The organism is Kitasatospora sp. MBT63, assembly GCF_000710465.2.
Lineage (GTDB): Bacteria > Actinomycetota > Actinomycetes > Streptomycetales > Streptomycetaceae > Kitasatospora.
Map to the genome: position 1 here is coordinate 1 of NZ_JAIZ01000512.1, position 21,111 is coordinate 21,111.

19 protein-coding genes and 2 riboswitches are annotated in these 21,111 nt (G+C 71.3%); of the genes, 12 read left to right on the forward strand and 7 right to left on the reverse strand.

Annotation, left to right across the window (positions count from 1 at the left end; translation table 11 throughout):
- Positions 1 to 399: 399 nt before the first annotated feature.
- From coxB to AA75_RS27265, 4 genes are all read left to right on the forward strand, one after another.
- The gene (gene coxB, locus AA75_RS27250; RefSeq protein WP_033822923.1) at positions 400 to 1,254 is read left to right on the forward strand and encodes a cytochrome c oxidase subunit II; all 855 of its coding nucleotides are present in this window, start codon (positions 400 to 402) and stop codon (positions 1,252 to 1,254) included.
- An 89-nt stretch (positions 1,255 to 1,343) separates the two neighbouring features.
- A complete protein-coding gene (gene ctaD / locus AA75_RS27255; RefSeq protein WP_233289210.1) occupies positions 1,344 to 3,029 on the forward strand; it encodes a cytochrome c oxidase subunit I in 1,686 nt (561 codons plus the stop codon).
- Positions 3,029 to 3,427, forward strand: coding sequence for a cytochrome c oxidase subunit 4 (locus AA75_RS27260; RefSeq protein WP_033822925.1), 399 nt, complete (start codon positions 3,029 to 3,031; stop codon positions 3,425 to 3,427). Before ctaD ends, AA75_RS27260 begins: the two co-directional genes overlap by 1 nt.
- A 227-nt stretch (positions 3,428 to 3,654) precedes the next feature.
- Positions 3,655 to 4,923 carry an Ig-like domain-containing protein gene (locus tag AA75_RS27265; RefSeq protein WP_051813469.1) on the forward strand — a complete coding sequence of 423 codons (1,269 nt, stop codon included), beginning with the start codon at positions 3,655 to 3,657 and terminating at the stop codon, positions 4,921 to 4,923.
- A 36-nt stretch (positions 4,924 to 4,959) separates the two neighbouring features.
- Here AA75_RS27265 and AA75_RS27270 read toward each other — a convergent pair whose 3' ends face one another.
- The 5 genes from AA75_RS27270 to AA75_RS27290 form a co-directional block, all read right to left on the reverse strand.
- Entirely contained in the window at positions 4,960 to 5,346 is a 387-nt protein-coding gene (locus AA75_RS27270) for a GntR family transcriptional regulator (protein ID WP_033822926.1), read from the reverse strand.
- A 118-nt stretch (positions 5,347 to 5,464) separates the two neighbouring features.
- Positions 5,465 to 7,126 (reverse strand): ubiquinol-cytochrome c reductase cytochrome b subunit, encoded by a 1,662-nt coding sequence (locus AA75_RS27275; RefSeq protein WP_033822927.1) that lies wholly within the window; start codon positions 7,124 to 7,126, stop codon positions 5,465 to 5,467.
- On the reverse strand, positions 7,123 to 8,193 hold the full coding sequence (locus AA75_RS27280; protein WP_033822928.1) for a ubiquinol-cytochrome c reductase iron-sulfur subunit: 1,071 nt from the start codon (positions 8,191 to 8,193) through the stop codon (positions 7,123 to 7,125). Before AA75_RS27280 ends, AA75_RS27275 begins: the two co-directional genes overlap by 4 nt.
- On the reverse strand, positions 8,190 to 8,999 hold the full coding sequence (locus AA75_RS27285; protein ID WP_033822929.1) for a c-type cytochrome: 810 nt from the start codon (positions 8,997 to 8,999) through the stop codon (positions 8,190 to 8,192). The genes AA75_RS27280 and AA75_RS27285 overlap by 4 nt, the downstream gene beginning before the upstream one ends.
- Before the next feature lie 152 nt (positions 9,000 to 9,151).
- A complete protein-coding gene (locus tag AA75_RS27290; protein WP_033822930.1) occupies positions 9,152 to 9,772 on the reverse strand; it encodes a heme-copper oxidase subunit III in 621 nt (206 codons plus the stop codon).
- Positions 9,773 to 10,208: 436 nt separating this feature from the next.
- Here AA75_RS27290 and AA75_RS27295 point away from each other — a divergent pair, with 436 nt between their 5' ends.
- The 3 genes from AA75_RS27295 to AA75_RS27305 all read left to right on the forward strand — a co-directional run bounded on the left by AA75_RS27295 (position 10,209) and on the right by AA75_RS27305 (position 13,498).
- The gene (locus tag AA75_RS27295) at positions 10,209 to 10,634 is read left to right on the forward strand and encodes a hypothetical protein (RefSeq protein WP_033822931.1); all 426 of its coding nucleotides are present in this window, start codon (positions 10,209 to 10,211) and stop codon (positions 10,632 to 10,634) included.
- Positions 10,635 to 10,767: 133 nt separating this feature from the next.
- Positions 10,768 to 11,844, forward strand: coding sequence for an anthranilate phosphoribosyltransferase (gene trpD, locus AA75_RS27300; RefSeq protein WP_033822932.1), 1,077 nt, complete (start codon positions 10,768 to 10,770; stop codon positions 11,842 to 11,844).
- A gap of 111 nt (positions 11,845 to 11,955) precedes the next feature.
- Positions 11,956 to 12,073: riboswitch (SAM riboswitch) on the forward strand.
- 48 nt (positions 12,074 to 12,121) lie between these two features.
- On the forward strand, positions 12,122 to 13,498 hold the full coding sequence (locus AA75_RS27305) for an aminotransferase class V-fold PLP-dependent enzyme (RefSeq protein WP_033822933.1): 1,377 nt from the start codon (positions 12,122 to 12,124) through the stop codon (positions 13,496 to 13,498).
- Between the two features lie 25 nt (positions 13,499 to 13,523).
- Here the strand turns inward: AA75_RS27305 and AA75_RS27310 are convergent, their stop codons facing one another.
- The gene (locus AA75_RS27310) at positions 13,524 to 13,802 is read right to left on the reverse strand and encodes an Lrp/AsnC ligand binding domain-containing protein (RefSeq protein ID WP_033822934.1); all 279 of its coding nucleotides are present in this window, start codon (positions 13,800 to 13,802) and stop codon (positions 13,524 to 13,526) included.
- Positions 13,803 to 13,844: 42 nt separating this feature from the next.
- Positions 13,845 to 14,627 carry a rhomboid family intramembrane serine protease gene (locus AA75_RS27315; RefSeq protein ID WP_033822935.1) on the reverse strand — a complete coding sequence of 261 codons (783 nt, stop codon included), beginning with the start codon at positions 14,625 to 14,627 and terminating at the stop codon, positions 13,845 to 13,847.
- A 145-nt stretch (positions 14,628 to 14,772) separates the two neighbouring features.
- On the opposite strand from AA75_RS27315, the gene AA75_RS27320 reads away from it, so the two are divergent.
- From AA75_RS27320 to AA75_RS27340, 5 genes are all read left to right on the forward strand, one after another.
- Entirely contained in the window at positions 14,773 to 15,072 is a 300-nt protein-coding gene (locus AA75_RS27320) for a hypothetical protein (RefSeq protein ID WP_051813470.1), read from the forward strand.
- A gap of 331 nt (positions 15,073 to 15,403) precedes the next feature.
- Positions 15,404 to 16,705, forward strand: a complete 1,302-nt coding sequence (locus AA75_RS27325) for an NYN domain-containing protein (RefSeq protein WP_033822940.1) — start codon at positions 15,404 to 15,406, stop codon at positions 16,703 to 16,705.
- Between the two features lie 251 nt (positions 16,706 to 16,956).
- Positions 16,957 to 17,985 carry a C40 family peptidase gene (locus AA75_RS27330; protein ID WP_082526864.1) on the forward strand — a complete coding sequence of 343 codons (1,029 nt, stop codon included), beginning with the start codon at positions 16,957 to 16,959 and terminating at the stop codon, positions 17,983 to 17,985.
- 368 nt (positions 17,986 to 18,353) lie between these two features.
- Positions 18,354 to 18,538: riboswitch (cyclic di-AMP (ydaO/yuaA leader) on the forward strand.
- A gap of 10 nt (positions 18,539 to 18,548) precedes the next feature.
- Complete coding sequence (locus AA75_RS27335) at positions 18,549 to 19,631, forward strand: C40 family peptidase (RefSeq protein ID WP_033822936.1); 1,083 nt, start codon at positions 18,549 to 18,551, stop codon at positions 19,629 to 19,631.
- 253 nt (positions 19,632 to 19,884) lie between these two features.
- A complete protein-coding gene (locus AA75_RS27340) occupies positions 19,885 to 20,949 on the forward strand; it encodes a C40 family peptidase (protein ID WP_033822937.1) in 1,065 nt (354 codons plus the stop codon).
- Positions 20,950 to 21,111: the final 162 nt, after the last annotated feature.

Sequence of the window (21,111 nt, forward strand, 5' to 3'; positions counted from 1 at the left end):
GACCGGCCGCGGCCCCGGCCCCCGGCCCCGGCGGCAGGCAACGGCGCCCGGCCCCGGCGCGCGGACCGGCGCGCGACACTCCGCTTCGCAGGGGTGGTGCTTCCCTTTTGCCTGGTTCGTCCCCGTCCGACGGTCCGTCACCCGTGTGTCGCAGTGCCGTCGCCCGATCGGGTGTGCAACCCTCGGATGCCTGCGATGACCTGCGGGTCCACCCCTTCGGGGCCTGATCGGGTAGCCGGGCGGCGCGTTACCGGGGGCTGCTCGTGAGTGGCGCATAAGGATGCAGTAGCGTTTGGCCCGCATAAGCATTCAAACCGTGCCCGTGGCCGGGCCGCCGGGGGAGCCAAGGCTCCAGCTCAGGGTGGCGCGTTCGCGGGCGAGACTTCGGGAAGGCGCTACGTGAGTCCCAACGGCTCCGACCGCTCGCCGCGGCGCACGATGCGGCGGAAGCTGCCTCAGGCGCTGGCACTGGGCCTCGTCATCGCGTCCGCCACCGGCTGCTCGGCCAACGACCTCCCCAGGCTTGGCCTCCCCACCCCCGTCACCGAGGAAGGACCCCTGGTCCTCCACATGTGGCAGGGCTCGTGGATCGCGGCGCTGGCAGTGGGCGCACTGATGTGGGGTCTGATCCTCTGGAGCGTGATCTTCCACCGGCGCAGCCGCACCAAGGTGGAGATCCCGGCTCAGACCCGGTACAACGTGCCCATCGAGGCGCTGTACACCGCGGTCCCCCTTGTCATCGTCTCGGTGCTCTTCTACTTCGTCGCCCGCGACGAGGCGACGCTGACCTCCACCTCCGCCAAGCCCCAGCACACGGTCAACGTGGTGGGCTTCCAGTGGAGCTGGGCGTTCAACTACGAGAACACCGAGAACCCGGACCCGGCGAGCACCACCGCCGCGTACGACGTCGGTACCCCGCAGGAGCCGCCGACGCTGTGGCTGCCGGTCAACGAGTCGGTGAAGTTCGTCCTCACCTCGCGGGACGTCATCCACGACTTCTGGCCGATCAACTTCCTGATGAAGCAGGACGTCGTGCCCGGCGTGGTCAACGCCTTCGAGGTCACCCCGACCGCCGAGGGCACCTACCGGGGCAAGTGCGCCGAGCTGTGTGGCGTCGACCACTCGCGGATGCTCTTCAACGTGAAGGTCGTCTCCCACGACGCGTACGAGCAGCACCTCAAGGAGCTGCGGGCCAAGGGCCAGACCGGCGCGGTGCCCTCGGGCATCACGACCCTGGGAAGTGAATCAGAGTGACCATCCTCAACGAGCCCGCCGCGGCCGGCGGGGGCGCCGGGGCCGTCACGGCCGGCGGTGCCACGCGCACCCGCAAGCCGGGTTCCACCATCATCAAGTGGCTCACCACCACTGACCACAAGACGATCGGCACGATGTACCTGGGTACGTCGTTCGCGTTCTTCCTGATCGGTGGCATCCTCGCCCTGGTCATGCGCGCCGAGCTCGCCCGTCCCGGGACGCAGATCCTGTCGAACGAGCAGTTCAACCAGGCGTTCACCATGCACGGCACGATCATGCTGCTGATGTTCGCCACCCCGCTCTTCGCGGGCTTCGCGAACTGGATCATGCCGCTCCAGATCGGCGCCCCCGACGTCGCGTTCCCGCGGCTGAACATGTTCGCCTACTGGCTCTACCTGTTCGGCTCGATCATCGCGGTGGCCGGCTTCATCACCCCGCAGGGTGCCGCCGACTTCGGCTGGTTCGCCTACTCCCCGCTGTCCGACGCCGTCCGCTCCCCGGGCATCGGCGCCGACATGTGGATCATGGGTCTGGCCTTCTCCGGCTTCGGCACCATCCTCGGTGCGGTCAACTTCATCACCACGATCATCTGCATGCGCGCGCCCGGCATGACGATGTTCCGGATGTCGATCTTCGTCTGGAACGTCCTGCTGACCGCCGTGCTGGTCCTGCTGGCCTTCCCGGTCCTCGCCGCCGCGCTCTTCGCGCTGGAGGCGGATCGGAAGTTCGGAGCACACGTCTTCGACCCGGCCAACGGCGGGGCGATGCTCTGGCAGCACCTGTTCTGGTTCTTCGGCCACCCCGAGGTGTACATCATCGCGCTGCCGTTCTTCGGCATCGTGTCGGAGATCATCCCGGTCTTCAGCCGCAAGCCGATGTTCGGCTACTCCGGCCTGATCGCGGCCACCATCGCGATCGCCGGTCTGTCCGTGACGGTGTGGGCCCACCACATGTACGTCACCGGCCAGGTGCTGCTGCCGTTCTTCTCCTTCATGACCTTCCTGATCGCGGTCCCGACCGGTGTGAAGTTCTTCAACTGGGTCGGCACCATGTGGAAGGGCTCGCTGAGCTTCGAGACCCCGATGCTCTGGACGGTCGGCTTCCTGGTCACCTTCCTCTTCGGTGGTCTGACCGGTGTGCTGCTCGCCTCCCCGCCGATCGACTTCCACGTCTCGGACTCGTACTTCGTCGTCGCCCACTTCCACTACGTGGTCTTCGGCACCGTCGTCTTCGCGATGTTCGCCGGCTTCCACTTCTGGTGGCCGAAGATGACCGGCAAGATGCTGGACGAGACGCTCGGCAAGATCTGCTTCTGGACGCTGTTCATCGGCTTCCACGCCACCTTCCTGGTCCAGCACTGGCTCGGCGCCGAGGGCATGCCCCGCCGCTACGCGGACTACCTCGCCTCGGACGGCTTCACCACCCTGAACACCGTCTCCACCATCGGCTCGTTCCTGCTCGGCCTGTCGATCCTGCCGTTCCTCTACAACGTCTGGAAGACCGCCAAGTACGGCGAGAAGGTCGACGTGGACGACCCGTGGGGCTACGGCCGCTCGCTGGAGTGGGCGACCTCCTGCCCGCCGCCGCGGCACAACTTCCTCACCCTGCCGCGGATCCGCTCCGAATCCCCGGCGTTCGACCTCCACTACCCGGAGATCGCCGCGCTGGACTACCTGGAGAACCACGGCGAGCACGCCAAGCACTTCGCCGGCGTGACCCCCGCGCAGTACGACCGCCCCCCGCTGGGCAAGGGCAAGAAGGAGGGTGACGCCTGATGAAGGAGCAGGGCAAGATCTTCATCGGCTTCGCCGTCTTCATCCTGGCGATGGCCATCACGTACGGTCTGTGGTCCAAGGAGCCGGCCGGTACCACCGCGCTGTTCCTGGCCTTCTCGCTGTGCGCCTTCATCGGCTACTACCTGGCCTTCACGGCCAAGCGGGTGGACGCGGGCCCGGGTGACAACCCGGAGGCCGAGGTCGCCGACGACGCCGGTGACGTGGGCTTCTTCGCCCCGCACAGCTGGCAGCCGCTCTCCCTGGCGGTCGGCGGTGCGCTGGCCTTCCTGGGCGTGATCTTCGGCTGGTGGCTGCTCTACTGGTCGATCCCGGTCATCCTGATCGGCCTGTACGGCTGGGTCTTCGAGTTCTACCGGGGCGAGAACCAGAACCAGTAGGTCCTCCCGCTCCGGCCCGGGCCGGGCATCCCTTCGGGGGTGTCCGGCCCGTGCTCTTTCCCGGCGCTCTCCCGGGCCCTTCTCCGGCCCCTCCCCGGCCCGTTCGCCGCCCCTTTCCCCCCTTGCACCCCGTCACCCGGGTGGGGCAACGGGCCCGGCGCCGGGGTGCCGTCCTTCCGGGTGCTTCCTACGCTCCGAGTAATCGTCTCAAGAGCTCGGAGGCCGCAATGGGCCGCAGTCGGAGACACACGAACGGGCGGACCGCCGCCGCCGCGATACTGCTCCTGGTGCCGGTCGCGGCCTGTTCGTCAGCAGGCGGAACCAAGGACACCACCACCTTCTCGACGGTGGACGCCGCCCCCCTGATCCACGCCACGGCCGACACCAATGTCGACCCGTCCAAGCCGTACACGGTCACCGCGGAGCCGGGCAGCCGGCTCACCGACGTCACCGTGACCGGGCCCGACGGCAAGCAGGTCGCCGGGAAGCTGGCCGACGACCAGGCCAGCTGGCAGACCACCGGCCGGCTCAGGGCCGGCACCCACTACGCCGTCCAGGTGGCGGCCGACAACGGCCGGGGCGGCCGGGGCCTGACCACCACCGCCTTCACCACCCTGACGGCGCAGAACCTGCTCACCGCCCAGCTGGGCCCGGACTCCTCCGGCAGCGGCATCTACGGCGTCGGCCAGCCGCTCACCGTGAAGCTCTCCGCCCCGGTCAAGGACCCGGCGGCGCGCCAGGAGATCGAGCGCAGCCTCACCGTCCGCTCCGAGCCCGCCGCCACCGGCGGCTGGTACTGGGTGGACGACCAGAACCTGCACTTCCGTCCGCAGGAGTACTGGCCCGCCAACGCCAAGGTCCAGCTGACCTTCGACGCGGCCGGTGTGCGGATCGCGGACGGCCTGTACGGCGGCGACCCCAGCAGCCTCAGCCTGCGCACCGGCGACCGGGTCGAGGCCCTGGTCGACGCCGGCAGCCACCAGATGACCTTCAAACGCAACGGCGAACTGGTGAAGACCCTCCCCGTGACCACCGGCAAGCCGGGCTTCTCCACCCGCAACGGCATCAAGGTGGTGCTGGGGCAGGAGTCCCAGGTCCGGATGAGCGGCGAGAGCATAGGCATAGCCGCCGGCAGCGCGGAGTCCTACGACCTCCAGGTCATGTGGGCCACCCGGGTGACGTGGAGCGGCGAGTACGTGCACGCCGCGCCCTGGTCGGTCGGCTCGCAGGGGGTGGCCAACGTCAGCCACGGCTGTACCGGTATGAGTACCGAGAACGCCCACTGGTTCTTCGAGAACACCCGGGTGGGTGACATCGTCCAGGTGGTCAACAGCCTGGGCGACCCGATGGAGCCGTTCGGCAACGGCTTCGGTGACTGGAACGTCAGCTGGGACGACTGGGTCAAGCACAGCGCCCTCGGCAAGCCGGTCACCACCTCCGGCTCGCCCGACGGCGGACCGGCCCAGAGCTGGGGCGGCCTGACCCCGCAGGTGTGACACCACGGGCGGGACGCCACCGATGTGACGCCGCCGTCAGGCCCGCTGCCGGGCGCGCTCCCCGTACACCAGGGCGAGCGCGCCCGTCGCCGCTGCCAGCGCCTCCTCCTCGGAGACCCCGAGCCGCAGCGCGTGCCGGGCGTACTCGGCGGCCGCGGCGGCCGTCAGCCGGTGCGCGGTGTCCCCGGCGGCGGCGATCAGGGTGCCGCGCCGGCCGTGCGTCTCCACCACCCCGTCCGACTCCAGCTCCCGGTACGCGCGCGCCACCGTGTTGGCGGCCAGGCCCAGCTGCTCGGCCAGGGCCCGTACGGTGGGCAGCTTCAGACCGACCGGCAGCTCCCCGGCGCGGGCCAGCTCGGCGATCCGGGCCCGGACCTGCTCGTACGGCGGGACGGCGGAGTCGTGGTCGACGGACAGCTGCACGGACGCTCCTGACGGTTCGTTGGGGCAGGCACCATTGTGCCCCGTGGACGGCGACGACGAGGGCCCCTGCGCGCGGTGCGCAGGGGCCCTCGTACGGTGGCGATCGGGTCAGGCGGGATCAGTGGTGGCCGTGGCCGCTCTCGATCTCGCGGAACTCCTCGGCCGTCGGCTTGGCGATCTGGGCGCCCTCGCCGTAGAAGCCCTCGGAGAGCTTGGCCCGGGTCTTGGCCAGCACGCCGGCCTTGCGGGCGACACCGTTCTCGTCGGTCTCCGCGGGGAGCTCGACCGGCTGCGGCTGGTCGTGCGCGGTGAGGGTGTGCAGGTCCTTGGCCGCCAGCGGCGTGTGGACCTCGACGAACTCACCGTGCGGCAGGCGCTTGATGATGCCGCTCTCGCGACCGTGCAGCACCTTCTCCTTGTCCCGGCGCTGCAGGCCGAGGCACCAGCGCTTGGTGATGAAGAAGACGACGACCGGCACCACGAAGAACCCGACCCGCACGAAGTACGTGATGGAGTTCAGCGACAGGTGGAAGTGGGTCGCGAACAGGTCGTTGCCACCACCGACCAGCAGCACCAGGTACAGGCTGATCCAGGCCGCGCCGAGCGCGGTGCGGACCGGGGCGTTGCGCGGACGGTCCAGGATGTGGTGCTCGCGCTTGTCACCGGTGATCCAGCCCTCGATGAACGGGTAGACCGCGATCGCGACCAGCACCATCGGGAAGATCGCCAGCGGGATCATCACGCCCAGGTTGAGGGTGTGGCCACCCCAGACCGAGATCTCCCAGCCCGGCATGACGCGGATCAGGCCCTCGGAGAAGCCCATGTACCAGTCGGGCTGGGCGTCGGTCGACACCTGGTCCGGACGGTACGGGCCGTACGCCCAGATCGGGTTGATCGTGGCGATCGCCGAGATGGCCGAGATGACGCCGAAGACCAGGAAGAAGAAGCCACCGGCCTTGGCCATGTAGACCGGCATCAGCGGCATGCCGACGACGTTCTTCTCGGTCTTGCCCGGGCCCGCCCACTGGGTGTGCTTGTGGTAGAAGACCAGGATCAGGTGCGCCACCAGCAGGCCCAGCATGATGCCCGGGATGAGCAGCACGTGGATGGTGAAGAACCGCGGCACGATGTCGGTGCCCGGGAACTGGCCGCCGAACAGGAACATCTGGATGTAGGTGCCGACGATCGGCACCGCCAGGATCGCGCCCTCCATGAACCGGATGCCGGTGCCCGACAGCAGGTCGTCGGGGAGCGAGTAACCGAAGAACCCGTCGAACATGCCGAGCACGAGCAGCAGGAAGCCGAAGACCCAGTTGATCTCGCGGGGCTTGCGGAACGCGCCGGTGAAGAAGACGCGCATCATGTGCACGAGCATCGCCGCCACGAAGACCAGCGCGGCCCAGTGGTGGATCTGGCGGATCAGCAGACCGCCGCGGATCTCGAAGCTGATGTTCATGGTCGAGGCGTACGCCTCGGACATCCGGATGCCCTCGAGCGGGGTGTACGGACCGTGGTAGACGACCTCGGCCATGCTCGGCTTGAAGAACAGCGTCAGGTACACACCCGTGAGGATGATGATGACGAAGCTGTAGAGGCAGATCTCGCCGAGCATGAAGGACCAGTGGTCCGGGAAGATCTTCCGCAGGTTGGACTTGGCGAGGGTGTAGATCCCCAGCCGGCCGTCCACCCAGTCCACGGCCGCCTCGCCCTTGTTGGCGGGCTTGGCGCGGGTGCTCGCCGGCTTGGACGCGCTGGTGGTCGCGCCGCTCGTGCTGCTCATCGCTTGCGCTCCCAGAAGCTCGGACCGACGGGCTCGTCGAAGTCGCCGGTGGCGACCAGGAAGCCCTGCTCGTCAGTGGTGATCTTCAGCTGCGGGAGCGGGTGACCGGCCGGGCCGAAGATGACGCGGGCGCCGTCCGCCAGGTCGAAGGTCGACTGGTGGCAGGGGCACAGCGCGTGGTGGGTCTGCTGCTCGTACAGGCTGATCGGGCAGCCGACGTGGGTGCAGATCTTCGAGTAGGCGAGGATCCCCTCGAAGCCCTTGTCGCGCGAGGTGCTGTCCTTGATGTCCTCCGGAGCGATCCGGATGAGCATCAGGGCGTCCTTGGCGATCTGGACCTGGAAGTCCTCCGCGTCCTCCTCCAGGCCCTCGGGCTTGGCGAAGGTCAGCGAGCCGACGAGGACGTCCTCGGGCTTCATGGGCTCGTTGGTGTTCATGTTGATCAGCTGCAGCGGCTTCTGGACCGTCGCGGCCTCCCAGCCGGTGTGGTTCAGCTTCTGCTGCGGCATCGGACCGAGGTCGCGCAGCAGCACGACACCGGACAGCGGCACCATGGCCATCGAGCCGATCAGGGTGTTGCGGATCATCTTGCGGCGGCCGAAGCCGGACTCGGCGGCGCCGGTCCTGAACTGCTCGATGACGTCCGCACGGACCTCGTCGTCGGCCTCGATCGGGTGACGCTCGGCCGGCAGCTCGTGGTCCGACATCAGCGTGCGGGCCCAGTGGACCGCGCCGGCGCCGATGCAGAAGAGCGCCACACCGAGGGTCAGGCCGAGCGCGAAGTTCAGCGCGCTGACGTGACCCAGCGGGAAGATGTAGACGATCTTGTCGATGTCGAGCACGACGTACGAGGCGATGAAGCCGATCGTCGCGAGCATCGAGACCACGAACATCAGCGACACCTGGCGCTCGGCCCGCTTGGCGGCCCGCTCGTCGATGTCGGTGCGACGCGGCTCGTGGACCGGCAGGCCCGGGTCGGCGAACGGGTCGTCGTGGACGGCGACCGCGTGGCCGTGGGAGTCGCCGTGCGACTCCGGCAGGTTCTCTTCAGAGATGTCGTGGCTCATGACTTCTTGGCCTTGGTGGTGTGGGCGGCGACCCAGATCGCGACCGCGATGAGCGCGCCGAGGCCGAAGATCCAGCCGAACAGGCCCTCGGTCACCGGACCGAGGCTGCCCAGGGCCAGACCGCCGGGGTTGGGCTCATCGTTGGTGGTGTGGCGGACGAAGGCCACGATCTGCTTCTTCTGCTCCTCCGGCATGGTGGTGTCGGGGAACGACGGCATGTTCTGCGGGCCGGTCTGCATGGCCTCGTAGATGTGCTTCGGGTCGACACCGTCCAGCGACGGGGCGTACTTGCCCTTGGTGAGGGCACCGCCCTGGCCGGCGAAGTTGTGGCACTGGGCGCAGTTGGTGCGGAACAGCTCGCCGCCCTTGGCGACGGCGTTGGCGTCCGTGGCCGTGTACTGCTCCTCGGTCGGGATCACCGGGCCGGGGCCGAGCGAGGCCACGAAGGCGGCCATCTGGTCGATCTGGGTCTGGCTGTAGATGTTCTTCTTCGACGGGACCTGGGCACCGGGCTGCTGCGCGGGCATCCGACCCGTGCCGACCTGGAAGTCCACGGCGGCCGAACCGACGCCGACCAGGCTCGGGCCGTCGGAGCTGCCCTGGCCGTTCAGGCCGTGGCAGGAGGAGCAGCCCACGGCGAAGAGCTTCTTGCCCTCGTCGATGGCCAGGGACTGCGCGGAGGTGTCGGCCTGGGCCTTCTCGGCCGGCGCGAAAGCGGCGTACAGCCCCCCGGTGGCCGCCAGGGCGAGAAGTAGGACGACCAGCGCCGCCAGTGGGTGGCGCCGTCGTGCGGAGAGCTTTTTCACGGAATAACCCCGGTGTCAGGATCTGGTCGGCTGGTGGCTGCGTCCAGGTGCCTCGGCTGCTCAGGCCGGGCAAGGGGACGCGCGGTCGGGTCGGTGCGGGGTCCGCGGGCGGGCCCGGTCTCCGGCCGGCGGCCAGCGACCTGATCAGCTGGTTACTTGATCAGGTAGATGGTCGCGAACAGGCCGATCCACACGACGTCGACGAAGTGCCAGTAGTACGACACCACGATCGCGGCGGTGGCCTGCTCGTGCGTGAACCGCTTGGCTGCGTACGTCCGTCCCAGGACCAGCAGGAAGGCGATCAGACCACCCGTCACGTGCAGACCGTGGAAGCCGGTGGTGAGGTAGAACACCGTGCCGTACGGGTCGGAGGAGAGCGAGAGCCCGTCCTTCTTCACCAGCTCGGTGTACTCGAAGATCTGACCACCGATGAAGATCGCGCCCATCACGAAGGTGATGGTGAACCACGACCGGAGCTTCTTCACGTCACCGCGCTCGGCGGCGAAGACGCCGAGCTGGCAGGTGAGGGAGGAGAGCACCAGGATCGTGGTGTTCACCGAGGAGAACGGGACGTTGAGGGCGCTCGCCTTCTCGGTCCAGAACTCCGAGCCCTTGACCGAGCGGAGCGTGAAGTACATCGCGAACAGGGCCGCGAAGAACATCAGCTCCGAGCTCAGCCAGACAATGGTTCCGACGCTGACCAGGTTCGGCCTGTTGACCGCTCCGTGCGCGTGTCCGGTTTCTGTTGCTGTTGCTGTCGCCACGACGGACATTATGTCGGTCCCTTATTCCGTCTTCACGTCGGGGGGTCTCCCTCGGAGTGTCCGGTGCGTGCGGTATGCCCCGATGGGCTCGGCCGGGCGGCGCGCGGGTGCCGCTCGCTGGGCATTGTCCGATTTCTGACGGTTGTTCGGTGGGCCCCTGACGGGTCCGGCCACCCGTCTGCTCCGCGTGTCCCCTGCCGCGCCCGGACCGGCGGGGGTGTAGCGGCAGAGCCGTCCGGGTGGTCCGCGGCGGAGAGGGTGACGCAGGTACACCCGGGAGAGTGAGTGCCGCGCGCGGCGGCTTGAGCGAGATCGCGTCAGGGGCTCACCACGACGGGTGGGCCGGAGTAGCATCCGGGGTGAACGTGGTCCGGATCACACCGGCCGCGCGGAGCCGACATGCACGACACCTATTAATGGGGACGAGCACCCGGGAGCAGGGCCCATGGCGCACACGACCGACGAGACGCTCACCGTTCTCGTCTACAGCGACGACCGCAACACCCGCGAGCAGGTGACCCTGGCACTCGGCCGCCGGCCCGCGGCCGACCTCCCGGAGATCGAGTACCTGGAGTGCGCGACCACCCCGGCGGTGCTGCGCGCCCTGGAGAAGGGCGGGGTCGACCTCTGCGTGCTGGACGGCGAGGCGGTGCCGGCCGGCGGGCTCGGCCTCGGCCGCCAGCTGAAGGATGAGATCTACGGCTGCCCGCCGGTGCTGGTGGTGATCGGACGCCCGCAGGACGCCTGGCTCGCCGCCTGGAGCCGGGCCGACGCCGCCGTCTCGCACCCGGTGGACCCGGTGGCGCTGGCCGAGGCCGCGGCCACCCTGCTGCGGGCCCGGGTGGCCCGGCGCACCCCCGCCCACCGCTGATCCGGCGGGCTCCGCCCGACCGGTCGTCTCACCAGGAGAGAAGCCGTCCGGACATTCCGGCGCGGGCGCCGCGCCGCTCGCTAGGCTGGCTCCGACCCGATGACGACGTACCGATCGAGAGCTGGAGTCAGCCATGGTGAACGTGCACCCTGCGAACGGCGGCGACGACCCCGCGCAGGTGGTCCGCACCTGGCCGGACGTCCTGAGCGCGCTGCTGAAGGGGGAGGACCTTGGCCAGGCCGACGCGGCCTGGGCGATGGACCGGATCATGACCGGCGAGGCCACCCCGGTTCAGGTGGCCGGCTTCATGGTGGCCCTGCGGGCCAAGGGCGAGACGGTCGACGAGGTCTCCGGCCTGGTCGACGCGATGTACGAGCACGCCGAGCCGCTGCACATCCCCGGCCCGGCGGTGGACATCGTCGGCACCGGCGGCGACCGGGCCAAGACCGTCAACATCTCCACCATGTCGGCGATCGTCGCGGCGGCGGCCGGGGCCAAGGTGGTCAAGCACGGCAACCGGGCCGCCTCCTCCGCCAGCGGCTCCTCGGACGTGCTGGAGCGGCTCGGCATCCGGCTGGACCTGAGCGCCCGCCGGGTCGCCGAGGTGGCCGAGGAGACCGGTCTGACCTTCTGCTTCGCGGCCAAGTTCCACCCCGCGATGCGGCACGCCGCCCAGGCCCGCCGCGACCTGGGCGTGCCGACCGCGTTCAACATCCTCGGCCCGCTCACCAACCCCGCCAAGGTCACCGCGCACGCCATCGGCTGCTTCGACACCCGGCTGGCGGGGCTGATCGCCGGCGTGCTGGCCCGCCGCGGCTCCACCGCCCTGGTCTTCCGCGGCGACGACGGCCTGGACGAGCTGACCATCTCCACCACCTCCCGGATCTGGCTGGTCAGTGGCGGCCAGGTGGCCGTGAGCGGCTTCGACCCGAGGGACGTCGGGATCGAGCCGGTCGGCCTGGAGGCGCTGCGCGGCGGCGACCCCGAGTACAACGCCGCGGTGGTCCGGCGGCTGCTGGCCGGCGAGCGCGGCCCGGTCCGCGACGCGGTCCTGCTGAACGCCGCCGCCGCGCTGGTCGCGCTGGACCTGACCGGTGCGCCGCTGGCCGAGCAGCTGGCCGCCGGCATGGAGCGGACCGCCGCCGCGATCGACTCCGGCGCGGCCGAGGCGACCCTCAAGCGCTGGGTGGAGGCGACCACCCGCGGCTGACCGTCCACCGGCGAGGGGCCCGTGGTGCCGAGGCGCCGCGGGCCCCTCGCCCGTCCGGATGCCGGAACGGTGTTTGACCACTCTCCGGAAGCTGGCCTAGAGTCCGTGCCAGGTCATGAGTGACAGCGACAAGCCCCAGCTTGCTGTCCGGCAACCCTCCGTCCGTGGCGGGGTGCCCTGGGTGAGGACCGGGCCACTCGGCGATCCGTCCGCGTGGCAAGCGCGGACTTCCGGGCATCGCACTCCCGGGGTCCTTTCCCCAGGAGGAGTGCATCCCGTGACCCTTTCCACCGACCTCTGCGCCACCGGCCTCACCACCCCGCTCGCCGTCCTCGGCCACGACGTCCAGGTCCCGCTCGTCAGCGGCGAGAAGGTCACCTACGCCGCGCTCGACTACGCCGCCAGCGCCCCCGCCCTGCAGCGGGTCTGGGACGACGTCGCCGCCTACGCCCCCTACTACGGCAGCGTGCACCGCGGCGCCGGCTACCTGTCGCAGCTGTCCACCGACCTGTTCGAGCAGAGCCGCCGTACCGTCGCCGACTTCCTCGACCTGCGCGAGGGCGACCAGGTGGTCTTCACCCGGGCCACCACCGACTCGCTCAACCTGCTGGCCGCCGCGGTGCCGGCCGGCACCCGGGTGTACGCCTTCGAGACCGAGCACCACGCCTCCCTGCTGCCCTGGCGCCGGGCCGGGATCACCGTCGGCTACCTGCGGGCACCGCGCTCGCACGCCGAGGCGGTCGCCGCGCTGGAGGCCGCGCTCGCCGAGGCCGGTGACGGCCCGAAGCTGCTCTGCGTCACCGGCGCCTCCAACGTCACCGGCGAGCTGTGGCCGGTCGCCGAGCTGACCAAGGTCGCCCACCGCCACGGCGCCCGGGTCGTGCTGGACGCCGCCCAGCTCGCCCCGCACCACCGGGTCTCGGTCCGCGACCTGGACGTCGACTGGATCGCCTTCTCGGGCCACAAGCTGTACGCGCCGTTCGGCGCCGGGGTGCTGGCCGGCCGCAGCGACTGGCTGGACGCGGCCGAGCCGTACCTGGCCGGCGGCGGCGCCAGCCGGACCGTCGCCCGCGAGGCGGACGGCTCGGTGGCGGTGGAGTGGCACTCGGGCCCGTCCCGGCACGAGGCCGGCTCGCCCAACGTGATCGGCGCCTACGCCATCGCCTCCGCCTGCCGGGCGCTCACCGAGGCCGGGTTCGACGCGCTGCAGGCCCGCGAGGAGCAGCTGATCGAGCGGCTCAAGGCCGGGCTCGCCGGGATCCCCGAGGTCAAGGTGCTCAGCCTGTTCGGGACGGACGCCGCCCGGGTCGGCGTGCTCTCGTTCGTGGTGGAGGGCTGGAACAGCTCGCACTTCTCGGCCGCGCTCTCCGCCGAGTACGGGATCGGGGTGCGGGACGGCCTGTTCTGTGCGCACCCGCTGGTGCGGACCCTGCTCGGCGGGCAGGAGGCGACGCCGTCCGAGTGCGGTGCGCCCGAGGCCTCGCTGCCCGGCGAGCGCAGCCTCAACGCGATCCGGGTCAGCTTCGGCGCCGGCACCCCGGACGAGCACCTGGAGCGCTTCCTCGGCGCCGTCCGCGAGCTGGTCGCCGACGGCGCCCGGTGGACCTACCGCAACGAGGGCGGCCGCTGCGTCGCCGACACCCGCCGGCCCTGAGACCGCCGCCGCGGGCGCACCCGGGCTACTCCAGGCCGAGCGCGAACGCGGCCTCCAGGTCGTGCTGGGAGTAGGTACGGAAGGCGATGTGGGTCTCCGTGTGCTCCACCCCGGGGACCTTGTTGACCTGGCCGGGGATCACCTCGGCCAGGTCCTCGTGCTGCCGGACCCGCACCATGGCCACCAGGTCGTGGGTGCCGGTGACCGAGTAGACCTCGCTGACGCCCTCGATCGCGGCGATCGCCTCGGCGATCTCGGGGATCCGGTCGACGCTGGTCTTGATGAGGACGATCGCGGTGATCACGCTGGCTCCTGTGTGAAGGGGACGGGCCCAGCGTATCCGCCGTCAGGTGGGGCGTCTGCTGCCCCGCGCACACCAGGCCCAGGCGGACAGCCACCCGGCCGAGAAGCCGATCACGTGCACCAGGTACGCCACGCCGGAGCCGCCCGCCCGCACCGACCACCACTGCAGCGCGAACCACAGGCCCAGCACCGCCCAGGCAGGGAACCGCAGCGGCAGGAACAGCAGCACCGGCACCAGCGTGGTGACCCTGGCCCGCGGGAACAGCCGCAGGTAGGCGCCGAGAACCCCGGCGATCGCCCCGGAGGCCCCGACCAGGGCCCGGACCGCGTCCGGGGACCCGGACTCCGCGAGCGCGTAGCCGTAGGTCGCCAGGTAGCCGACCGCCAGGTAGCAGAGCAGGAAGCGGATCCGGCCGAGCCGCTCCTCCACCCCCGGGCCGAAGACGAACAGGAACAGCATGTTGCCCACCAGGTGCAGCCAGCCCGCGTGCACGAACAGCGAGGTCAGCACCGACAGCGCGGGGCTCTTGCCGGGGTCGGGCAGCAGCGTGCAGCCGTCCGTCGCGGGTGGCAGAGCGGCCAGCTGACCGGCGGTCAGCGGGTGCCGCCCGATCAGCTCGGCCGGCACCGCGCCCCAGCGCTGCTCGTACCGCTGCTCGGCGCAGACCCGGTCGGTGCCGGTGCCGTACGCCGGGTTGAGGCCGAAGCTCGGGCCGAGCAGCAGGACCACGGCGCTCAGCGCGATCAGGCCGAAGGTGACCAGCGGCGGGCGGGTGGCCGCGGCGGCCGACGGCGGGGGCGCCTGGTCGAGTACGGGAAGGGCCATCCGGGGAGCATTCCTCGCCGGGCCGCCCGCGACACCGGCGGCTACTGCGAGCGGGTGAGTGCCGGACCTGAGACCGGTGGCGGGGCGCGGGGGCCCAGGCAATAGGCTGGTGCGCCCGGAACCGGATCATCCGAGAGGACCGCCGATGAGCATCGCCGCCCCCACCGCCGAGACCCGCTGGCGCTGCACCCTGTGCGGCAACCTGACCCGTTTCGACGTGACGCGCTCCGCCCGGGTGGTCGAGTACCTGCACTTCGACCTGGCCGGCGAGTCGAAGGTGGAGGAGACCGAGGTGCTCAGCGAGACCCTGGAGTCGGTGCGCTGCCGCTGGTGCAACGCCGTCGACCAGGTCGAACTGGTGGCCCGTCCGGGTGCCGAGGAGGCCGCCGCCGGGACCGGTGACGCGGGCGCCGCCGACCCGGCCGGGGAGCACCCCGGCGCCTGACCCCGGGCCCCGGGCCGGCCGCCGCCGATGTGTGGCGTGCTGTCGGTGGGGCACGGTAGACGGGACAATTGCAGAGAGCGGTGAGTTCCGGGGCAGCGGCAGACGGCCGTACGGACCCCGCCGGACCAGGATCGGAGCCGAGGACGTGGTGGACGCAGCGAGGGGGCCCGCCGAGCCGCAGGGGCAGCAGCCCGCCGCGGACCCGGCGCTCCCCGGCACGGACCCGGCGCTTCCCGGCACGGACCCGGCGGTTCCCGGCACGGACGGCAGCACGCCCTCGGCCGGGACCGCGGCCGACGAGGCGCCCGGGGGGGCCGAGGCAACCGAGCACCTGGACCGCCCGCTGCCCGAGGGTGTCCGCCGCCGGGTGGTCGGCCTGGCGGCCGACGCGCTCGGCGGCATCCCCGCCGCCGACCTGCCCGCCTCGCTGCGCCAGTACGCGAAGTTCACCCCCGCCCGGCGGGCCAAGTACGCCGGGACCGCGCTGGCCGCCGCGCTGGAGGCGGACCCGGTGTTCCGGCTGCGGATAGCCGACCGCCTCCGCCTCGGCCAGCCCGACCTGGTGCGGTCCCTGGAGTCGGGCACCGTGCCCGGCGCGGCCGACCCGATGGACGTGGCCGCCGGCGCCTACCTGCTGCGGACGGCCGGCTGGACCCGGGTGGTCGTGGAGGCCGGCGAGGAGGTCGAGCGGGCCGGGGCCGAGGGCGCCGCCGCGGAGGCCGCCCGGCTGGTCGAGAAGCTCCAGGAGGAGCTGTCCGAGGTGCGCGCCACCGCCCGGGCCGACCTGGAGCGCCAGCGGGCCGAGTCGGAGGGCGTCCGCAAGGAGGCCGAGTCGCTGCGCAAGCGGGTCCGCAGCCTGGAGAGCGACACCCGGCGGGCGCAGGCCGAGAGCCGCAAGCTGCACGGTGAGCTGGAGGCGCTGCGGGCGGCCGGGACGACCGAGCGCAGCGCGGCCGAGAGCGAGGCGCGCCGGCTGAAGCATCGGATCACTGAGCTGGAGGCCGCCGTCGAGGCCGGCCGCCGCTCCGCGCGCGAGGGCCGCAGTGTGGAGGACATGCGGCTGCGGCTGCTGCTGGACACCGTGCTGCAGTCCGCGCAGGGACTGCAGCGGGAGTTGGCGCTGCCGGTCGCGCAGCTGCGCCCGGCGGACCTGGTGGACGCGGTGGCCCCGGTCTCCGCCTCGCCGAACGACGTGGCCAGGCGCGGGCTGGCCGAGGACGACCCGGCGCTGCTGGACCAGCTGCTGGCGATCCCGCAGGTCCACCTGGTGGTGGACGGTTACAACGTGACCAAGTCCGGCTACCCGGCGCTGCCGCTGGAGCAGCAGCGGATGCGGCTGCTCGGCGGGCTGGCGATGCTGGCGCAGCGCACCCAGGCCGAGGTGACCTGCGTGTTCGACGGGCAGGACCTGGACGTTCCGGTGATGATGGCGCCGCCGCGGGGCGTGCGGGTGCGGTTCAGCCGGACCGGGGAGACCGCGGACGAGCTGATCCGCCGCCTGGTCCGGGCGGAGCCGCAAGGGCGTCCGGTGGTGGTGGTGTCCACCGACAAGGAGGTCGCGGAGGGCGTGCGCAAGGCCGGTGCGCGCCCGGTGGCCTCGGTCCTGCTGCTGAACCGGCTGGCCCGGGCGTAGCGTCCCCTTCCGGTGGGTGCGAGGGCTCCCGGGCGGGTGTCCGGGGGCTCCCGGGCGTCAATCGGGCTGAGCGCCCGTCACCCGTGCGTGGCCGGGATGTGTCGGCGGCGTGAACGGCCCTGGCGGGTAGGAAGTTCGTTCCGATAGGGGAGTGGCGCCGGAGCTTGATCTTCACTAGGGTCTGGCGTCAAACCTATATTCCGGACTTTCGCTCGTTCGGGTGAGTCCAGCAGGAAGAAGGAGCTACCCCCTTGGCCTCCCACCGCCGTCCTAAGCAGCCGAGCCGTGCGCGGGTGACCGTGCTGACCGCTGCCGCAGCGACCGCGGTCGCCCTGTCCGCCCAGGTCAGCGCCCACGCGGCGCCCGCCAAGCCGAACAAGGACGAGGTCAAGGCACAGGTCGACAAGCTGCTCGACGAGCAGGAGCAGGCCGCCGAGCGCTACAACGGCGCCAAGGAGCGGGCCGACCAGCTGCGCAAGCAGGCCGACCAGCTCCAGGACCAGGTCGCCCGCGGCCAGGGCCAGATGACCGAGCTGGCCGCCGGGCTGGCCGCGGTGGCCGGGCAGGAGTACCGCTCCGGCGGCGTGGACCCGTCGATGCAGCTGATGCTCTCCGCGGACCCGGACGGCTACCTCGCCCAGGCCTCCAGCTTCGAGCAGGCCGCCAGCACCCAGGCGGACACCCTGAAGTCGCTGAAGGACCAGCAGCGCCGGCTGGACCAGCAGAAGCAGGAGGCCGCGACCGTCCTCGCCGAGCTGGACCGCTCCACCCAGGCGCTGAACGACGCCAAGGCCGAGGTGCAGTCCAAGCTCCAGGACGCGCAGAAGCTGCTCAACCAGCTGAGCGCCGCCGACCGGGCCGCCGTGCTCGGTGACAAGGCCTCCCGCAGCGACTCCCGGTTCGACCTCAGCAACCTTCCCCCGGCCAGCGGTTACGCCGCGGCCGCGGTCGCGGCCGCGATGAGCAAGCAGGGTTCGCCGTACGTCTGGGGCGCCACCGGCCCGAGCAGCTTCGACTGCTCCGGCCTGATGGTCTGGGCCTACGCCAAGGCCGGCGTCTCGCTGCCGCGCACCTCGCAGAGCCAGGCCACGGTCGGCGTCAACGTCGGCACCAACATCGCCAACGCCCAGCCCGGCGACCTGGTCATCTACCACAGCGACGCGCACCACGTCGGGATGTACATCGGCAACGGCCTGGTGGTGCACGCCCCGCACACCGGTGACGTGGTGAAGGTGATGAAGGCCGACGCGATGCCGATCAAGACGATCCGCCGGGTCTGACACCCTGTCCCATATCGGACATTCGGCGTCACTCGGGATCAACTGACGCCGCTACAGCTCTCCATGGACGCCCGGACGGGTCGAGATCGCGCTGTGATCTCCGACACGTCCGGGTGTCCCATTATCCGGCCATATTCGTAATACTTATCGGCCGAGCGTAGATGTACCGTCACTGTCGGTCGTAATCACAATCGAACTTAGCCAGAATTACGACTTTTTTCTGACAACGATTTGAACGGATCACGGATGGGTTACTAGGGTCATCCCACGGACCGCCGCCCAGTCGTCCATCCAACCCGGGTGGCAACGGTGGTCGCCGCCGAGTCCGAGACGCAGCTGGGCAGTTCGACTGCCCACGGGGAAGCCCCCGACGGGGGTCGCTGTCGATCGGAGCCGGGGAACCACGTTCCTCGGGGTGAATCGGCGCCAGGTCGGCCGCTGCGGCGGCGCGCGGAGGTTCGCGTGCCGGACGGGTGGCCGGTGAGGCGTCGTAGGGCGTCTCTTCCGGCCCGAACCCGTCAGCTCACCCGGTAGGCGGTGTGAGGGAGAAGGAGTCCGCCTTCGTGGCGTCCCATCGTCGTCCCAAGCCCGCCGGCCGGGCCCGTGTCTCGATCCTGACGGCTGCCGCCGCCACCGCGGTGGCGCTGTCCTCGCAGGCCGGCGCGCACGCCGACCCGGCCCCCAGCAAGGACCAGGTCAAGCAGCAGGTCGACACGCTCAACGAGCAGGCCGAGGTCAAGACCGAGGAGTACAACGCCGCGGTCGAGAAGGAGCAGGGGCTGCAGAAGCAGGTCTCCCAGCTCCAGGACCAGGTCGCGCGGCAGCAGGCCGAGGTGAGCACCATTCAGGGCAGCCTGGGTGAGATCGCCGCCGAGCAGTACCGCACCGGCGGGATCCCGCAGACCGTGCAGCTGATGCTCTCGGCCAGCCCGGACTCCTTCCTCGGCCAGGCCGGGGCGATGAACCAGGTCGGCAGCACCCAGGCCGACGTGCTGAAGTCCTTCAAGGGCGAGCAGGCCAAGCTCGACCAGCAGAAGGCCGAGGCCGAGCAGAAGCTCGCCGAGCTGGACTCCACCACCCAGCGGCTGCAGGCCGACAAGGAGGAGATCCAGGGCAAGCTGGCCCAGGCCCGGAACCTGCTCGACTCGCTCACCCAGAAGGAGCGCGACGAGCTCGCCGCGGCCGAGGCCAAGGCCGCCGCCGACGCGAAGGCCAAGGCGACCGGCGGTCAGAGCACCGAGCGGGCCTCCCGCGACGCGGCCCGCACCGACGTGGCCGTCAACGTGCCGGCCGGCTCGCACGCCGCCGCCGCCATCGCGGCCGCCCAGTCCAAGCTCGGTACGCCGTACTCCTACGGCGCGGCCGGCCCCGACAGCTTCGACTGCTCGGGCCTGATGAAGTGGGCCTACGCGCAGGCCGGCGTGTCGCTGCCGCGGACCTCGCAGGAGCAGCGCAGTGCCGGGACCAACGTCGGCACCAACATCGCCAGCGCCCTGCCGGGCGACCTGATCATCTACAACAGCAGCGCCAGCCACGTCGCGCTGTACGTGGGCAACGGCCAGGTCATCCACGCCCCGCACACCGGTGCCGTGGTGCGCTACGAGACGGCGACCATGAGCCCGATCAACGCGATCGTCCGCCCCTGACGCGGTCCGTGCTGTTCGTCCGCCGGCCCGGCGCTCCCCGTGAGCGCCGGGCCGGCGTCGTCGTGCCCCGGGCCTGCGGGGCTTCGCGGCGTTGGGCCAGGTGTCCGATTAGTGGTCAAATATTCGCTACTGGAGGGGTTTGGACTAGATCGCCGTGACTCGCTAACGTCTGCCCCCGGACCTCCGCGAGGACGGCCGCCCCCGCCCGGGGCGGCGGCGGTGGCCCGGCCCGAGGAACGGGAGTCGCCGCAGCATGACCGTGCACCGCCGTCCCCAACTGCCGGGCGTCCGGCGGCTCGCCCGCGCGCTGGCCGTCACGGCCGCGACCACCACCGCCCTCGGTGTGACGGTCGCAGGCAGCGCCCGGGCGCTGCCCGGGCCGCCCGCCGAGCCGGTCGCCAAGCAGGACGTCAAGGCCCAGGTCGACCGGCTCTACGACGAGGCCGAGCAGGCCAGCCAGAGGTTCGAGGCCGCCCAGGAGTACCAGCAGCGGCTGCAGAGCGAGACCTCGGCCCTGCAGGACCAGGTCGCCACCGGCCAGGAGGACCTCAACCGGCTCCGGCAGGACCTCGCCGCACTGGCCGGCGCCGAGTACCGGGCCGGCGGGATGGACCCCGGCGTCCGGCTGATGCTCGACTCCGACCCCGACGCGTACCTGGCCGGGGCCAGGGCGCTGGACCAGGCCGCCCAGCGGCAGAACGACACCCTGCGCCTGGTGCTCGACCGCCAGCGCCGGCTCGACCAGCGCCGCTCCGAGGTCGGCGCCAAGCTCGCCGAGCTGGAGGAGGTCCGGCGCGCGCTGGCGCAGAGCAGGTCGGAGGTCCGCGGCCGGCTCGCCAAGGCCCAGCGGCTGCTGAACAGCCTCGGCTCCGCCGAGCGGGCCAGGATGGTCGCCGACGACGCCCGGGCCGCCGAGCAGCGCGCCACCCGCGGGACCGACCGGATCGACCTCGGCGACCAGCCGCCCTCCTCCGGCCGGGCCGCCGCCGCGCTGGCCGCCGCCGTGAGCAAGATCGGATCGCCGTACGTGTACGGGTCGACCGGCCCCCGTACGTTCGACTGCTCCGGTCTGATGTACTGGAGCTGGCGGCAGGCCGGAGTGACCCTGCCCCGCACCTCGCAGGCGCAGGCCTTCGCGGGGCAGCGGATCAGCCTCGGCGAAGCACGGCCCGGAGACCTCGTGATCTTCTACAACGACATGCACCACGTCGGCATGTACGCCGGCGGCGGCGTGGTCGTGCACGCGCCGTACCCGGGCGCCCGGGTCCGCTACGAGAGCGTCAACGCGATGCCCGTCTCCGGGGTGGTACGGGTCTGAGCGGCGCGCCGGAACAGCTGGTGACCAACCTGCCCCCGCGGTCCGGGGACGGGCGGCCCGTGGTGTCCCGGCGCGCCGCGCTGCTGCTGGCGGCCGGCGGCCTGGCCCAGCTCTCGCTGCCGCTGCTGCGGGCGGACGCCCGTCCCGCCGCGGCCGCCGCGC

Coding starts and splice junctions, on each gene's coding strand:
- AA75_RS27260 (WP_033822925.1), top strand. CDS start 3,029: ATGAAGGAGCAGGGCAAGATCTTCATCGGCTTCGCCGTCTTCATCCTG.
- AA75_RS27265 (WP_051813469.1), top strand. CDS start 3,655: ATGGGCCGCAGTCGGAGACACACGAACGGGCGGACCGCCGCCGCCGCG.
- AA75_RS27275 (WP_033822927.1), bottom strand. CDS start 7,126: ATGAGCAGCACGAGCGGCGCGACCACCAGCGCGTCCAAGCCGGCGAGC.
- AA75_RS27280 (WP_033822928.1), bottom strand. CDS start 8,193: ATGAGCCACGACATCTCTGAAGAGAACCTGCCGGAGTCGCACGGCGAC.
- AA75_RS27290 (WP_033822930.1), bottom strand. CDS start 9,772: ATGTCCGTCGTGGCGACAGCAACAGCAACAGAAACCGGACACGCGCAC.
- AA75_RS27295 (WP_033822931.1), top strand. CDS start 10,209: ATGGCGCACACGACCGACGAGACGCTCACCGTTCTCGTCTACAGCGAC.
- trpD (WP_033822932.1), top strand. CDS start 10,768: ATGGTGAACGTGCACCCTGCGAACGGCGGCGACGACCCCGCGCAGGTG.
- AA75_RS27315 (WP_033822935.1), bottom strand. CDS start 14,627: ATGGCCCTTCCCGTACTCGACCAGGCGCCCCCGCCGTCGGCCGCCGCG.
- AA75_RS27320 (WP_051813470.1), top strand. CDS start 14,773: ATGAGCATCGCCGCCCCCACCGCCGAGACCCGCTGGCGCTGCACCCTG.
- AA75_RS27340 (WP_033822937.1), top strand. CDS start 19,885: ATGACCGTGCACCGCCGTCCCCAACTGCCGGGCGTCCGGCGGCTCGCC.